Consider the following 15,227-nt stretch of genomic DNA (forward strand, 5'->3'; position numbering starts at 1 on the left):
ACTGCTCCTGACCTGCATCAATGCGGGGCGGGAGGGGAGATGGCGGCGCCTCTCCGTGGCGTCGACTACCCCGTCATCGGTGTCCGGCGCGCCCAGAACGACATGGTCCACCGCGTCCTCACCGTCGAGACGACGGCTGCCACCCCCTCACGGCGCGGAACACCGACACGCTTCACCGTCGACCGGCTTCCCGACCCCGCCGGGGTCTCGGTCGTCGTCGACCGCCGGGACTCCGCCGGCTGGCACGTGACCGGTGCCGACTCCATCCAGCTCGACCTCGACGTCGACGACCATCACATCCGGGTCGCCTTTCCGGAGAGCAGCCCCCGGTGAAGCGGCCCATGGACCCGAAGGGCTCCTCGATGACGTCCGCATCCGCAGGGGCGGCCCCGCTCACCGCCCGGCCCGCGGGCTGCTGGTGGCGGGAACCCGCCCACCGCCGCGGCCGGTGCCGGTGCCGACACGGCGCCTCCTGGACTTCGACCCGCATCGCACACGGACAGCACGTGCCGGGGACCGCCCCGGCCACGACAGACGATCAAGGAGGCGGGCATGGCCGGACAGCGCACCATCGGCATTCTCGGCGCGGGAGAGATCGGCAGGGCCGTCGCCGGCCAGGCGGTCCGGCACGGACACGAGGTACTCATCGGGAACAGCCGGGGCCCGGAGACCCTCAAGACGGTCGTGGAGCAACTCGGGCCGAGGGCCCACGCGGTGACGAGCGAGGACGCGGCGCGACCGGACCTCGTCTTCCTCGCGGTGCCGTTCTTCGCCGTACCGGACCTGACCGGTCTCACCGACTGGTCCGGGAAGATCGTCGTCGACACGACGAACCAGTTCGCCGCGGCCGGCCCCTGGCGGGGCCGGTACGACGTCGGTGATCTCACGGGCAGCGAATGGGTCGCCGAGCGCCTTCCCGGAGCGCGGATCGTGAAGGCGTTCAACAGCCTGTTCGCCGCGTTCGTCGCGGCGGACCCGCGGCACGGGGAAGGCCGTCAAGTGGTCTTCTACGCGGGCGACGACACCGACGCGAAGGCGGCCGTGGCCGCGCTGCTGGACCAGTTCGGGTTCGCCGCGCTGGACCTCGGAGGGCTGCGGGAGGGCGGTCGGCTTCTGCAGCTCGACGGCCCGCTCAACGCACGGCACTTCCTGCTCCAGGACACCGGCTGACCCGCTTCAGGACGCCGGCTGACGACCCGCACCGCACGCCCACCACCGGCCACCGGTGCCGGACGCGGTCTCAGACCTGGACCATGCCGCCGTCGACGAAGAGTTCGGCTCCCGTCGTGAAGGAGCTCTGGTCGGAGGCGAGGAACACCGCCATGGCGGCGACCTCCTCGGGGCGTCCTATCCTGCCGAGGGGGATGTCGTCGGCGAGCTGGTCCGCCAGTTGCGGCCGGCCGTTCGCCGGGCTGTCCAGACCGCGGATCCCCGGGGTGTCTATCGGTCCCGGGCTCAGGGCGTTGACCCGGATACCGCGCCCCGCGAGTTCGGCGGCCCAGGTGCGGGCCAGATTGCGGATGGCCGCCTTGGTGGCGCTGTAGACGCTCATGGCCTGGACGCCCATCGACGCGTTGGTGGACGAGAGCAGGATGACCGAGGCCCCGTCGGGGAGCAGCGGGAGTGCCTTCTGGACCGTGAAGATGGTCCCCTTGACGTTGATGTCGAAGGTCGAGCGGTACTGCTCCTCGGTGATCTCCCCGAGCCGCGCCAGCTCGGCGCCGCCCGCGTTGGCGACGATGACGTCCAGACGCCCGCTGCCGTCCCGGACGATCGCGAAGAGGTCGTCCAGGGCGTCCAGTTGCGAGACATCACTCTGTATGCCGACGGCCCGTGCCCCGAGGGTTTCGACAGCCGCGTCGAGTTCGGCCTTGCGCCGGCCCGTGACGTAGACGGTGGCGCCCTCGTCGACGAACCGGCGGGCTATCGCCAGACCGATCCCGGTCGAGCCGCCGGTCACCAGGCTGATCTTGCCGTCCAGTTGTCCCATGATGTCCACATCTCCCCTGCGGCGACTCGCCAAGGACCGCGCCGGGGAGCCGGCGCCCCGGCACGGAGCCACAACACCCCGACCGCCGGTGGAATCCTCCGCCGTCACACCTCACGGTCCGCACGTTCTGGATGGATTCGTACCCATCAGTTAAAAACCTCCGGAAGAGCACTGCAACCGGATGGCTCAAGGGGCGGCGCTCCGCTGCTGCCCGCGTTCGGCGGCACGGACGATGTTGCGGGCCATGCCGCCGAAGACGACCGAGTGAAAGGGCGAGACGCTCCACCAGTAGAGCTGGCCGAGCAGTCCGTGCGGGTGGAACAGGGCCCGCTGCCGGTAACGCGCGCCGCCGACGCCCTCGTCGTCGACGTACATCTCCAGCCAGGCCAGGCCGGGCAGCCGCATCTCGGCGCGCAGCCGCAGCAGCCGTCCGCGCTCGATCTCCTCCACCCGCCAGAAGTCCAGCGAGTCACCGACCCGCAGCCGCCGCGCGTCACGTCGCCCCCGGCGCAGGCCCACCCCGCCGGCGAGGCGGTCGAGCCAGCCACGCACCGCCCAGGCAAGCGGGAAGGAGTACCAGCCGTTCTCACCGCCGATGCCCTCGACCACCTCCCACAGCGCGCCGGGAGCCACCTCGGCGTGGCGTTCGCGCACGTCGGTGTAGAGGCTGCCGCCTGCCCACTCCGGGTCGGTGGGCAGCGGGTCGCTGGGAGCGCCCGGCACGGCGGCGGAGGACCAGCGGGTGACGACCTGGGCGTCCCGCACGCGCTGCAGCGCCAGGGCGACGGCCCGGTCGAAACCGACCGGGTGACCCGGCGGGCTCGGCACGTACCGCCCGATGTCCTCCTCCCGGCACACCACCTCGTAGCGCAGCGACTCCGTCAGCGGGCGGGCGATGGCGGCCGGTACGGGGGTCACCAGGCCGACCCACTGGCTGGACAGGCCGGGGGTGAGCACCGGCACCGGCATGATGAGCCGCCGGGGCAGCCCGGCGACGGCGGCGTACCGGTGCATCATCTCCAGGTAGGTGAGCACCTCGGGGCCGCCGATGTCGAAGGTGCGGCTGACGTCGGGCGGCAGGCCGGCGCAGCCCACCAGGACGCGCAGCACGTCCCGTACGGCGATCGGCTGGATGCGGGTGTGCACCCAGCGCGGGGTGACCATCACCGGCAGCCGCTCGGTCAGGTAGCGCAGCATCTCGAAGCTGGCCGAGCCGGACCCGATGATGACGGCGGCCCGCAGCACGGCCGTCGGCACACCCGAGCCGAGGAGGATACGGCCCACTTCGGCGCGCGAGCGCAGGTGCGGCGACAGCTCCCGCTCGGGCACGCCGGCCGGGGTCAGGCCGCCCAGGTAGACCAGACGGCCGACACCGGCCCGGCGGGCCTGCTCGCCGAAGACATGGGCCGCCTGCCGGTCGGTGCGCTCGAAGTCGCGGCCGGCCCCGAGCGCGTGCACCAGGTAGTAGGCGACGTCGATGCCCGCCAGCGCCGCCGCCACCGAGTCCGCGTCGGTGACGTCGCCCTGTACGACCTCCACCCGCCCGGCCCACGGCTGGTCACGCAGCTTCCGGGGCGTGCGGACCAGGCAGCGCACCCGGTACCCGGCGTCCAGCAGCTCCGGCACCAGCCGTCCGCCGATATAACCGCTGGCCCCGGTCACCAGACAGGTCCGCGGAGCCGTCGCACCGGCCCCGTTCACGTTCGTCGTCGTCCCGGCCGTCTCGTCCGCCACGCGAACCGCCTCAGTCGTCGTCCGTGCGCCCTCGCCACCTCTACGGTGCCGCCCGCCCGCGCGGGTGCGCCGGGCGACTGCGCCATCCGGGTGACGGAGGGCTCTCGCAGGTGGCGCCCGGCGGCCGGCGCCGGGGTTCACCGGGCTTTCGGGGGTGCGGTGCTGGCGCGGACGACGAGTTCGGGGTCGAAGAGGAGTTCACCGACGGGGACGTCGCGATTGCCGAGGAGGGCGAGGACGCTGCGGGCGACCTCGGGGGCGAGGCGGTCGGCGGGCTGGCGGACGGTGGTGAGCGGCGGGTCGACGAAATCCATGATCATGGAGCCGTCGTAGCCGACGACCGACACGTCACCGGGCACGTCACAGCCCTGCCGGCGCGCCCCGCGGATCGCACCCAACGCCATGTAGTCGCTCGCCGCCACGATGGCCGTGGCACCCCGCGCCAGCAGCGCGAGCGCGGCGGACTGGCCGCCCTCGACGGTGTAGGACTGCCGCACCACCCACTGCTCCGCATCCCCGATCCCGCGCCGGGCCAGCGAGTCCACGAACCCGCTGACCCGCCGGTCGGCCGGCCGGTTGCCGACCGGCCCCGACGCCATCCCGATCCGGCGGTGGCCCAGCCGGTACAGGTGATCGACCGCCAGCTCGGCGGCCAGCAGGTCGTCGGTGGAGAACACCGGGGCCTCACCCCCGCCCTCGAACTGCCCGTTCACCCCCACGAACGGAATCCGCCGCGACCGCAGCAGCTCGTACGCCTGCGGATCCGCGCCCTCGATCGTGTTGCTCGCGGACAGGAACACCACCGCCGCCACCCCCCGGTCCGCCAGCGCGGTCAGATAGTCCAGCTCCTGCACCCCGCCCGCGAAACACGGACACACGATCGTCTTCAGCCCGTGCGGCGCCAGCGTCGACTCGATCCGCTCGCAGACATCGGCGAAGAACGGGTTGGACACCAGCTCCGTGACGACCGCGACCAGCTGCCCCTGTGTCTGCCGCTCGTAGCCCAGATCGGCCATCGCCTGCTCGACCGCCTCCCGCGTCTTGCGGGACACCCCCTGACGCCGGTTGATCACCCGGCTCACCGTCGCCTCACTCACCCGCGCCCGGCCCGCGACCTCGGTGATGCCGACCTTCATACGGTTCCCTCCGTGCCCCCGCCGTGTCCCGCCGTGCGGCCTTCGCAGGCGTCGATGATACGCGGATCTGCGCGTGTCACTCTCCCCGGCTCCAGCCGACTTGCGTGATGGCAGTGAAAGTTTTCAGCTCGATCCGGCAAGTTGAAGTGCTGTACAGACATGTGGCTTGCAATTTTGCTGTGCATGACCATTGAACGGCTTCCTCCGGCCCTGTTAGCTTTCCGCCACGACTCGGCCGCCCCGCCCGCCGTAGCTGAAGACCGGAGACCCGATGAAGCCCTCACGGCTCATGCTGCTCACCGCCGTTGCTCTGCTCACGCCGCTCGTCCCCGCCACGTCCGCCACCGCGGCACCGCGCGCGGCCACCGACTCCCGTCCCCAACTCACCCTGTCCGACCCCGGGTTCGAGAACGGCGGCACGGGCTGGACCTTCGACCCCGGCACCGGGGTCGGTACCGGCAACGTGCACAGCGGCAGCCGATTCCTGTACCTGGACGCCGGCACCGGCAGGTCCGCGCGGCTGGACCTGGTCGCGCCGCGGGACGGCAGCTACGACTTCTCCGCGTGGGTGGCGAGCGCCGGCACCGGCGGCACGTACACGGTCCGGCGCAACGGCGGGACCGTCCGCACGGTGCAGCTGCCGCAGCGCGCCACCTACGCCCGGTACACCGTCAGCCGTGTGGAACTGAAGGCCGGTGACCGGCTGGAGATCGCCTTCGGCTCCGGCAGCGGCTGGGTCAACGCCGACGACCTGATGATCTCGCCCGCCGCGCCGGCCGACCCCCGGGTCACCTCGTCCGACCCCGAGGTCGTCGAGATGTTCGACTGGGCGAAGCGGAAGGCCAACAGCTGGGTGCAACTGCCCGGCACGGTCGGCCCGGTGAACGCGGACGAGTACCACACCAGCGGCACCGGGACCACGACGTACGGGCCCACCTACTGGGCCGGATACGCCAACCGCAGCGCGTACTACTCACGCGACATGTCCCACCAGCTCGACGGCGCCCATCTCCTCGGCCTGGACACCGAGAACGAGACGATGCTCCGCTCCTACGCGGCCTCGGCGACCGCCGAGCACCAGTACTTCCCGGTGTGGTCGCTCAACTTCGACGCCAGGACGTACCTGAGCATCGACTACAAGAACCCGGACGACTTCGTGCGCGAGGTCCCGGCCGTCTTCGAGCTCGTGGAGAAGGCGGCGCAGGCCTACCTCTGGACCGGCGACCGCAGATACGTGGACGACCCGGTGCTCTGGAACTTCTACCGGCACGCCACCGAGCAGTTCATCGACCTCCACAACAGCGCCAAGGACAACGGCGCGGTCAAGGTCGCCGAGGGCACCGGCCAGGGCATCTTCGCCGGTGCCGCGAGCTACAACGAGCAGGACGGCGACGACCTCGCCGAGGCCGGGGACACCATCGCCTCGGAGTACCAGGCGTACCTGGCGATGGCCGTGCTGGCCCGCGGCAAGGGCGACACGAAGCTGGCGAAGACGTACGACCGGCGGGCCGCCGACCTGAAGGCGTACTTCAACGACGAGTGGAGCGGGACCGGCAGCGGCGCCGGCATGGTCCGCGCGTACACCGTCTCCGGCACCCCGGTCACCGGCTGGGGCAAGGAGAACAGCGTCTTCATGCCGATGAAGCAGATCATCGACCCGGGCCCGCGCAACGACGCCTACCTCGACTACATCCAGGCGCAGGAGCTCGGCCCCGAGGGCTCGCCCAACATCGAGTCGACGACGTACCTGCCCGACATGTTCTTCCGGAACAACCGCGCCGACACCGCCTGGTGGTGGATGAAGAAGATCTACGGCGAGCGGGACGTCCAGCACGTCAACTCCAGCCAGGGCCCGGACGGCGACTACCCCGAGGTGTCGTTCACCCTGGTCAGCCAGACCGTCGAGGGCCTGATGGGCATCGCCCCCGACGCGGCCGCACACCGGGTGACCACCCAGTCGCGGCTGCCGTCCGGGATGAAGTGGCTCCAGGTGGCGGACGTACCGGTCGGCACGGGCACGGTCACCGTCCGGCACGACGGCGCGACGAAGACCACGCTCACGAACAACTCCCGTCACGGCGCCTACCGTTGGGAGGCCCGTTTCGCCGGCGCCCACAAGAGGATCACGGTCGACGGCGTCCCGCAGCGGGCGCGCACCAAGACGGTGAACGGCGTGACGTACACGTACGCGACGCCGACGGTACGCGCGGGGGCGACCGCGGTGGTGCAGGTGTCGGACTGAACGGCCGCACGGCGCCGGGGTGCTGTCCGACGCCGCCGTCGGCGTCCGGCGGTCCGGCACCCCCGCGGCGCCGGACCGCCCGGAGACGCGGCTCAGGCCTTGGTGAGGGTGATGTCCTGCCGGCCGACGGCGTGGAAGGACGGCAGCGGCAGGCCGCCCGTGTTCCGCAGTTCCAGGATCGTGGCCTCCACGTTGGCCGCGCCGGGCTTCAGCTTCTCCGAGGCGACCTCGCCGGTGTTCTCCCAGTGGTGCTCGGCGCCGTCGCAGACGGCCTGGGTGCCGCCGATGCCGTGCCGGAAGTTCGGGGAGTCCTGGCTGAGCGACGCGCTGATGAACACAGGGCCGGTGGCATCGGTGCAGGTGTAGGTGCCGGACAGGGTGACGGTGCCGTCGGCGGCGAGACGGCCGGTGGGGTCGACGGTGACGGACTCGGCGGGGGCACCGGCCGGGGCTGCGGTCGCGGGGGCGACGGCGGCGCACACCAGGGCGGCGGAACCGAGGGCCGCGGCGAGGGCGGGGCGTAGGGGCATGGCTTCCTTCCCGGAACATGAGGGGGGCATGCCCTGGATACCGGGCGGCCGGGCCCGGGAGCGTGACCGTCACCCCTTCGGTGGCGCGTCCCGCCGCACCGGGCAGGACCCCGGGGTGTGTCCCGGAGCCGCGGCGGCCGTCGTGGCGGCGTCCGGGTGTTGTCCGCGTGTTGTCACAGGTCGCGGCAGGTGGTTCCCCGGCGTTCACGGCGGGAGCATGGTCTGGTCATGCCGGTCGGCGACCGTGCCGGAGGCAGACCCGTGGAGGTGCGCCATGTGTTCCCACCAGTTCCCGAGCGCGACGGCCGACCGCGGCCCGGCGCACATCGTCGCCGCCCACCCGGAGCAGGGCTGGACCCTGCTGTGCGACGGGGCGATCGTCTTCGACGACACCGGCGAGCTGCACGCCGACGGCAGCGTGGTCCCGCCGCACCGCGGCCCGGTCGGCCGCCTCGCCGTCGCCGCCTGACCCGGCCCCGCCGGCCTGCACGGCCGGCCGGGACGGCCTTCCGGGACGGGCCCCGGAATCCTGACTCTCATTCAGCCGTGCACCGAAGGTGACCAGCAGCGATGCCGGGGACCTAAAATGATCAACGTGCCCGAGCAACACGCCCCGCGGTCCCTCATCGTCACGCTCTACGGCGCGTACGGCCGCTTCCTGCCCGGCCCGGTGCCCGTCGCCGAGCTGATCCGGCTGCTGGCCGCCGTGGGCGTGGACGCCCCCTCCGTGCGTTCGTCGGTGTCCCGGCTGAAACGGCGCGGACTGCTGGCACCGGCCCGGACCGCGCAGGGCGCCGCCGGGTACGAGCTCTCCCCGGAGGCACGGCAGTTGCTCGACGACGGCGACCGCCGGGTGTACGCCGCCGCGCCGCCGCAGGACGAGGGCTGGGTGCTCGCGGTGTTCTCGGTGCCCGAGTCGGAACGGCAGAAGCGGCACGTACTGCGCTCACGGCTGGCCGGACTCGGCTTCGGCACCGCCGCGCCGGGCGTGTGGATCGCTCCGGCCCGGCTCTTCGAGGAGACCAGGCACACCCTGCGCCGGCTCGGCCTCGACCCGTACGTGGACTTCTTCCGCGGCGACCACCTCGGCTTCCAGCCCACCACAGAGGCCGTCGCCCGCTGGTGGGACCTGACGGCGATCGCCAAGGCCCACGAGCAGTTCCTCGACGCCCACGAGCCGGTGCTGCGCGACTGGGAGCACCGCGCCGACACCCCGCCCGAGGACGCCTACCGCGACTATCTCCGCGCCCTCGACACCTGGCGCCACCTGCCGTACACCGACCCCGGGCTGCCGACGGAGCTGTTGCCCGCCGACTGGCCCGGCACCCGCTCGGCGGCCGTCTTCCGCGCTCTGCACGAACGGCTGCGGGAGGCCGGGGGCGTCTTCGCGGGTCTGTGACCGGCTCGGTGAACGGCTCTGTGACCGACTGTGTGAACGGCCCTGTCCGCGGCTCGCTGAACGGCTCTGTGAACAGACAGCCGATTGTGAAATGTTCATTGCAGGACGCTGTGACCTCTTGCGTACCAGGAGTCACTCAGTTAAACCTCAGGTTCCTTAACCACTCCTCTCAGACTTCTTACCTACTCTTCGACGGGTCGTACGCGAGTTCGCCGAGAAGGTAAGGAAGAGGTCTGTTGCGCATGACCACCACGCCAAGGGCTCAGGGAGCCACGGTCTGGCTGACGGGGCTGCCGAGCGCGGGCAAGACGACGATCGCCCGCCTACTCGGCGACCGGCTCAAGGCCGAGGGACATCGCGTGGAGGTCCTCGACGGCGACGAGATCCGCCGCTTCCTCTCGGCCGGCCTCGGCTTCTCCCGGGCGGACCGCAACACCAACGTGCAGCGCATCGGCCTGGTCTCCGAGGTCCTCGCGCGCAACGGCGTGCTCTCCGTCGTCCCGGTCATCGCCCCCTACGCCGACAGCCGCGAGGCGGTCCGCAACCGGCACGAGAAGAGCGGGACGCCGTACCTGGAGGTGCATGTGGCGACCCCCGTCGAGGTGTGCAGCGAGCGGGACGTGAAGGGCCTGTACGCCAGGCAGGCCGCGGGTCAGCTCACCGGGCTGACCGGCGTCGACGACCCGTACGAGCCGCCCGTCGACCCGGCGCTCGTGCTGCACACCCAGGACCAGACCCCGCAGGAGTCGGCGGACGCGGTGCACGCACTGCTGGTGGAGCGGGGGCTGGCATGAGCACCTTCACGCTGTCCCATCTGGACGCGCTGGAGTCCGAGGCGGTCCACATCTTCCGCGAGGTGGCGGGCGAGTTCGAGCGGCCGGTGATCCTGTTCTCCGGCGGCAAGGACTCCATCGTCATGCTGCACCTCGCCCTCAAGGCGTTCGCCCCCGCCGCGATCCCCTTCTCCCTGCTGCATGTGGACACCGGCCACAACTTCCCCGAGGTCCTTGAGTACCGGGACCGTGTGGTGGCCGCACATGGGCTCCGCCTCCATGTGGCCTCCGTACAGGACTACATCGACCGCGGTGTGCTGCGGGAACGCCCCGACGGCACCCGCAACCCGCTGCAGACCCTCCCCCTCACCGAGAAGATCCAGCACGAGAAGTTCGACGCGGTCTTCGGCGGCGGCCGCCGCGACGAGGAGAAGGCCCGCGCCAAGGAACGCGTCTTCTCCCTGCGCGACGAGTTCTCCCAGTGGGACCCCCGCCGGCAGCGCCCCGAGCTGTGGAACCTCTACAACGGCCGGCACGCCCCCGGCGAGCACGTCCGCGTCTTCCCCCTGTCCAACTGGACCGAACTCGACGTCTGGCAGTACATCGCCCGCGAGGAGATCGAGCTCCCGCAGATCTACTTCGCCCACCACCGCGAGGTGTTCATGCGCGGCGGGATGTGGCTGACCGCGGGCGAGTGGGGCGGGCCGCGCGAGAACGAGACGGCCGAGAAGCGCCAGGTGCGCTACCGGACCGTCGGCGACATGTCCTGCACCGGCGCGGTCGACTCCGACGCCGACGACATCGAGAAGGTGATCGCCGAGATCGCCGCCTCCCGGCTCACCGAGCGCGGCGCGACGCGTGCCGACGACAAGCTCTCCGAGGCCGCGATGGAAGACCGCAAGCGCGAGGGGTACTTCTAAGCATGAGCACGACCATCGACACCCTGCGGTTCGCGACCGCCGGCTCCGTCGACGACGGCAAGTCCACCCTCGTCGGACGGCTGCTGCACGACTCCAAGTCGGTCCTCACCGACCAGCTGGAGGCCGTCGAACGCGCCTCCGCGAGCCGCGGCCAGGACGCCCCCGACCTCGCCCTCCTCACCGACGGCCTGCGCGCCGAACGCGAGCAGGGCATCACCATCGACGTCGCCTACCGCTACTTCGCCACCCCGAAACGCCGGTTCATCCTCGCCGACACCCCGGGCCACGTGCAGTACACCCGCAACATGGTCACCGGCGCCTCCACCGCCGAACTGGCGATCATCCTGGTCGACGCCCGCAACGGCATCGTCGAGCAGACCCGGCGGCACGCGGCCGTGGCCGCCCTGCTGCGCGTCCCGCACGTCGTCCTCGCCGTCAACAAGATGGACCTGGTCGGCTACGAGAGGGCCGCGTTCGAGCGGATCGTGGCCGACTTCACCGTCCAGACCGCCGAGCTGGGACTCCCCGGGGTCACCGCGATCCCGGTCTCGGCACTGGTGGGTGACAACGTCGTCGACCGTTCCGCGCACATGGACTGGTACGACGGCCCCGCGCTCCTGGAGTTCCTGGAGAACGTCCCGGTGGCCGCGGACGCCGCCGACGCCCCGGCCCGCTTCCCGGTCCAGTACGTCATCCGGCACGGTGACGTCCGTCACTACGCGGGCCAGCTGGTCTCGGGCTCGCTGCGGGTCGGCGACCGGGTCACCGTGCACCCGTCCGGCGAGACCTCCGAGATCGCGGGGATCGACATCCTCGGCACCGAGGCCGAGGTGGCCCACGCCCCGCAGTCCGTCGGGATACGCCTGGCCGACCAGCGGGACGTCTCCCGCGGTGACATGATCACCGCGGGTCCGGAGGCGCCCGTGCTCACCCGGAACGTGACCGCGGCCGTGTGCCACCTGGCCGACCGGCCGCTCCGGGTCGGCGACCGGGTGCTGCTCAAGCACGCCACCCGGATCGTCAAGGCGATCGTCCGGGACCTGGGGGGCGCGACCGGGCTGACCGCCAACGACCTGGGCCGGATCACCCTGCGCAGCGCCGAGCCGCTGCCGCTGGACGCCTACGCGGTCTCCCGCCGTACCGGCGCGTTCATCCTGATCGACCCCGCGGACGGCGCCACGCTGACCGCCGGGATGGTCGACTTCGACTGATCCGTCCTGCCGCGAAGGAGCCCCCGGTTTCCGGGGGCTCCTTCGCGTGTCCGCTCCGGGTTTCCGCGTCACAAGGTCACGGCGCGTCAATAACGCGGTAACAGCCGGGCCCGATGTGCGAGACGGGCCCACGGGCGGGGTAAGCCACCCGTTACCGGGACGAAGGTCCCGTCAGGGGGGCGCCGACAGCGTCCGGGACGGGACCCGTACCATTCCTACAGTTGAAAGCAGGACAAGCAGTGATCGCCTGCGCCATGAACGGAATCGCCGTGTACGAACCACCTTCCGCCGCCTCCTGGCGTATCGCGCTGCCGCACACCGTCGCGGCCGTGCCGGTCGCCCGTGCCCTGGTGCGCTCGGCGATGGAGGAGGCGGACCATGCGGCCGACCCCGACACCGCCGAGCTGCTCACGGCGGAACTGGTCGCCAACGCGGTGGAGCACACCGCGGGCAGGGGGCCGATAGAGCTGGTCGTCGAGCTGGTGCCGGGGGGCTGCAAGGTCGAGGTGCACGACCCGGACCCGGCGCCGCCCGGCCATCTCACCCGTCCGGTGATCGAGGAGCCCGACCCCATGCAGGAGGGCGGGCGCGGCCTGCTGCTGATCCGCGCCCTGAGCTCGTCCTGCGGGCACCGCCCCACCGAGTCCGGCAAGGCGGTGTGGTTCAGGCTTCCTGCAGTACCGCGTCAGTGGCGTCCGGCGTAACCGCCCCGGCGGTCGCCAGCCTGGAGTTCCGGCGCCCGTAGCCGAGGTAGACCAGCAGGCCCACGGCCAGGAAGACGGCGAACTGGACCCAGGTCGTCCACCCGGTCTCGTACATCAGGTACAGGCAGAAGCCGACGCCCAGCAGCGGGGCGACCGGGTAGAGCGGCACCCGGAAGGTGCGGGCGAGGGCCGGTTCGCGGCGGCGCAGGGCGATCACCGCGATGTTCACCACGGCCATGATCGCGAGGGTGCCGATGGTGCACAGGTTCATCACCGCGTCCAGCGAGGCGAAGGCCGCCGGAAGCGCGAAGACGGCCGCGACGACCAGGGTGCCGGCCACCGGGGTGGCGGTCCTCGGGGAGACCTTCTCGAAGACCCGCGGGATCAGGCCGTCCCGGGACATGGACATGAGGATGCGGGTCTGCCCGTACATCACCGCGAGGACGACGGAGGCGATGGCGACGACCGCGCCGAAGGCGATCACACCGCCGCCGACCGTGGACCCGGTGACCTGGTTGACGACGTAGGAGAGGGCGGCGGGGCGGCCCGCGACCTGGTCGCCGCCGATGGCGCCGATCGCGGCCAGCGCGACCGCGCAGTACAGCAGGGTGACCACGCCCATGCAGACGAGGATGGCGACCGGGATGTCCCGGCGCGGGTTCTTCGCCTCCTCGCCGGCCGTGGTGATCGCGTCGAAGCCGATGTACGAGAAGAACGCGGCGGTGGTGCCCGCGCCGATGCCGCCGAGACCCGCCGGGGAGAACGGCACGAGGTTGCCGTCCTTGAAGGCGCTGAAGCCGATCGCGCAGAACGCGAGCAGGACGACCAGCTTCACGGCCGCCATCGCGGCGGTGGCCCGTGCGCTCTCCCGCACCCCGCGCACCAGCAGCACGGCGGCCATCGCGATCACGATCACGGCGGGGAGGTTCACGATCCCGCCGTCGCCGGGGCCCGCGGACAGGGCGTGCGGGAGCTGCAGGCCGGTGAGGCTGTGCAGCAGCTCGTTGACGTACTGGCTCCAGCCGACCGCGACGGCCGAGATCGAGATGCCGTACTCCAGGAGCAGGCACCAGCCCACCAGGAACGCGGTGGACTCGCCGAGTCCGGCGTAGGCGAAGGAGTACGACGATCCGGAGACCGGGATCGCGCCGCCCAGCTCGGCGAAGGAGAGGGCGGTGAAGACGCAGGTGACCGCGGCGAGCACGAAGGAGACGACGACGGCAGGTCCTGCCTGGGCGACCGAGTCGGAGAGGCCGACGAAGATGCCGGTGCCGACGATCGCTCCGATGCCGAAGCAGATCAGCTGGAACAGGCCCATGGTGCGGCGGAGGCCGTGGCCCTCCCGGTCGGCGCCGGATTCGGCCACCAGGAGGTGCGGGGACTTGATGCGGGGCATGCGGGTGGTGCTCGTTTCTGGTGGTGCGGGTGCGATCCGGGGTCGGTCGCGGCGGCGGCTCCGGCGTGGGGTGGTGCCGGGCCGCCGCACAGCATAAGGGCAACGAACGGGCTGGTCAGGCGAGTGTGGCCACCAGCACGGCCTTGATGGTGTGCATCCGGTTCTCGGCCTCGTCGAAGACGACCGAGTGCTCGGACTCGAACACCTCGTCGGTGACCTCCAGTTCGGTCAGCCCGTGCCGCTCGTGGATCTCCCGGCCGACGACCGTGCCGAGGTCGTGGAAGGCCGGCAGGCAGTGCAGGAACCTGACGTCGGCGTTGCCGGTGGCGCGCAGCACGTCCATGGTGACGGCGTACGGCCCGAGCAGCGCGATGCGCTCGTCCCAGACCTCCTTGGGCTCGCCCATCGACACCCAGACGTCGGTGGCGACGAAGTCGGCGCCGCGCACCCCGTCCTTCACGTTCTCGGTGAGCGTGATCCGGGCGCCGGAGGCGCCGGCGAGCTGCTGGGCCAGCTCCACGATGGTGTCGTCCGGCCACAGCAGGCGGGGCGCGACGATCCGGACGTCCATGCCGAGCAGGGCGCCGGTGACGAGGTAGGAGTTGCCCATGTTGTAGCGGGCGTCACCGAGGTAGGCGAAGGCGATCCCGGTGAGCGGCTTGTCGCTGTGCTCGGTCATGGTGAGCACGTCGGCGAGCATCTGGGTGGGGTGCCACTCGTCGGTGAGGCCGTTGTAGACGGGCACCCCGGCGAACGCGGCCAGCTCCTCGACGACGCCCTGGCCGTGCCCGCGGTACTCGATGGCGTCGTACATCCGGCCGAGGACCCGGGCGGTGTCCTTCACCGACTCCTTGTGCCCGAGCTGCGATCCCGCCGGGTCGAGGTAGGTGGTGGCGGCGCCCTGGTCGGCGGCGGCGACCTCGAAGGCGCAGCGGGTACGGGTGGAGGTCTTGGCGAAGACCAGCGCGATGTTCTTCCCGCGCAGGTACTGCGTCTCGGTCCCGGCCTTCTTGGCCGCCTTCAGCTCGGCGGCCAGCTCGACCAGCCCGCGGAACTCCTCCTGGGTGAAGTCCAGCTCCTTGAGGAAGTGGCGGCCGGCGAGGGCGGTCGGGACAGTCGCCATGGGGGCGCTCCAGCGGTTGGGGTCGGCTTCAGGGACCTTGGAAGTCTATACGATGTTCCACATTTCTAT

At 71.5% G+C, this 15,227-nt stretch carries 15 protein-coding genes; 9 read left to right on the forward strand and 6 right to left on the reverse strand.

The window, feature by feature from the left end; translation table 11 throughout:
* Nucleotides 1-39: 39 nt before the first annotated feature.
* Together ACIQVL_RS11600 and ACIQVL_RS11605 are read left to right on the forward strand one after the other, a co-directional pair.
* Nucleotides 40-333 (forward strand): hypothetical protein, encoded by a 294-nt coding sequence (locus ACIQVL_RS11600; RefSeq protein ID WP_403430459.1) that lies wholly within the window; start codon nt 40-42, stop codon nt 331-333.
* 219 nt (nt 334-552) lie between these two features.
* Nucleotides 553-1,170: an NADPH-dependent F420 reductase gene (locus tag ACIQVL_RS11605; protein WP_403430461.1), complete on the forward strand. Its 618-nt coding sequence runs from the start codon at nt 553-555 to the stop codon at nt 1,168-1,170.
* 70 nt (nt 1,171-1,240) lie between these two features.
* On the opposite strand, the gene ACIQVL_RS11610 is transcribed toward ACIQVL_RS11605, so the two are convergent.
* The 3 genes from ACIQVL_RS11610 to ACIQVL_RS11620 all read right to left on the reverse strand — a co-directional run bounded on the left by ACIQVL_RS11610 (nt 1,241) and on the right by ACIQVL_RS11620 (nt 4,860).
* Nucleotides 1,241-1,990: an SDR family NAD(P)-dependent oxidoreductase gene (locus ACIQVL_RS11610; protein WP_403430463.1), complete on the reverse strand. Its 750-nt coding sequence runs from the start codon at nt 1,988-1,990 to the stop codon at nt 1,241-1,243.
* A gap of 186 nt (nt 1,991-2,176) precedes the next feature.
* A complete protein-coding gene (locus ACIQVL_RS11615) occupies nt 2,177-3,691 on the reverse strand; it encodes an SDR family oxidoreductase (RefSeq protein ID WP_403475228.1) in 1,515 nt (504 codons plus the stop codon).
* A gap of 170 nt (nt 3,692-3,861) precedes the next feature.
* Nucleotides 3,862-4,860: a LacI family DNA-binding transcriptional regulator gene (locus ACIQVL_RS11620; protein ID WP_403430465.1), complete on the reverse strand. Its 999-nt coding sequence runs from the start codon at nt 4,858-4,860 to the stop codon at nt 3,862-3,864.
* 271 nt (nt 4,861-5,131) lie between these two features.
* Here ACIQVL_RS11620 and ACIQVL_RS11625 point away from each other — a divergent pair, with 271 nt between their 5' ends.
* The gene (locus ACIQVL_RS11625; protein ID WP_403475161.1) at nt 5,132-7,102 is read left to right on the forward strand and encodes a hypothetical protein; all 1,971 of its coding nucleotides are present in this window, start codon (nt 5,132-5,134) and stop codon (nt 7,100-7,102) included.
* Between the two features lie 92 nt (nt 7,103-7,194).
* Here the strand turns inward: ACIQVL_RS11625 and ACIQVL_RS11630 are convergent, their stop codons facing one another.
* Nucleotides 7,195-7,632 (reverse strand): DUF6299 family protein, encoded by a 438-nt coding sequence (locus ACIQVL_RS11630; RefSeq protein ID WP_403475162.1) that lies wholly within the window; start codon nt 7,630-7,632, stop codon nt 7,195-7,197.
* 274 nt (nt 7,633-7,906) lie between these two features.
* On the opposite strand from ACIQVL_RS11630, the gene ACIQVL_RS11635 reads away from it, so the two are divergent.
* From ACIQVL_RS11635 to ACIQVL_RS11660, 6 genes are all read left to right on the forward strand, one after another.
* Nucleotides 7,907-8,101, forward strand: a complete 195-nt coding sequence (locus ACIQVL_RS11635) for a DUF5999 family protein (RefSeq protein ID WP_403475163.1) — start codon at nt 7,907-7,909, stop codon at nt 8,099-8,101.
* Nucleotides 8,102-8,218: 117 nt separating this feature from the next.
* Entirely contained in the window at nt 8,219-9,031 is an 813-nt protein-coding gene (locus ACIQVL_RS11640; protein ID WP_403475164.1) for a PaaX family transcriptional regulator C-terminal domain-containing protein, read from the forward strand.
* Nucleotides 9,032-9,273: 242 nt separating this feature from the next.
* Nucleotides 9,274-9,825, forward strand: coding sequence for an adenylyl-sulfate kinase (cysC, locus tag ACIQVL_RS11645; RefSeq protein ID WP_403430473.1), 552 nt, complete (start codon nt 9,274-9,276; stop codon nt 9,823-9,825).
* Complete coding sequence (cysD, locus tag ACIQVL_RS11650) at nt 9,822-10,724, forward strand: sulfate adenylyltransferase subunit CysD (RefSeq protein WP_403475165.1); 903 nt, start codon at nt 9,822-9,824, stop codon at nt 10,722-10,724. The genes cysC and cysD overlap by 4 nt, the downstream gene beginning before the upstream one ends.
* 2 nt (nt 10,725-10,726) lie before the next feature.
* On the forward strand, nt 10,727-11,935 hold the full coding sequence (locus tag ACIQVL_RS11655) for a sulfate adenylyltransferase subunit 1 (protein WP_403475166.1): 1,209 nt from the start codon (nt 10,727-10,729) through the stop codon (nt 11,933-11,935).
* Between the two features lie 254 nt (nt 11,936-12,189).
* The gene (locus tag ACIQVL_RS11660; protein ID WP_388914786.1) at nt 12,190-12,639 is read left to right on the forward strand and encodes an ATP-binding protein; all 450 of its coding nucleotides are present in this window, start codon (nt 12,190-12,192) and stop codon (nt 12,637-12,639) included.
* On the opposite strand, the gene ACIQVL_RS11665 is transcribed toward ACIQVL_RS11660, so the two are convergent.
* Both ACIQVL_RS11665 and argF read right to left on the reverse strand, forming a co-directional pair.
* Nucleotides 12,599-14,035: an amino acid permease gene (locus ACIQVL_RS11665; RefSeq protein ID WP_403430479.1), complete on the reverse strand. Its 1,437-nt coding sequence runs from the start codon at nt 14,033-14,035 to the stop codon at nt 12,599-12,601. The two genes, ACIQVL_RS11660 and ACIQVL_RS11665, sit on opposite strands and share 41 nt — an antisense overlap.
* 115 nt (nt 14,036-14,150) lie before the next feature.
* Nucleotides 14,151-15,158: an ornithine carbamoyltransferase gene (gene argF, locus ACIQVL_RS11670; RefSeq protein WP_403430480.1), complete on the reverse strand. Its 1,008-nt coding sequence runs from the start codon at nt 15,156-15,158 to the stop codon at nt 14,151-14,153.
* Nucleotides 15,159-15,227 lie beyond the last annotated feature (69 nt).

It is taken from the genome of Streptomyces sp. NPDC090499 (assembly GCF_044769305.1).
Taxonomy (GTDB): domain Bacteria; phylum Actinomycetota; class Actinomycetes; order Streptomycetales; family Streptomycetaceae; genus Streptomyces.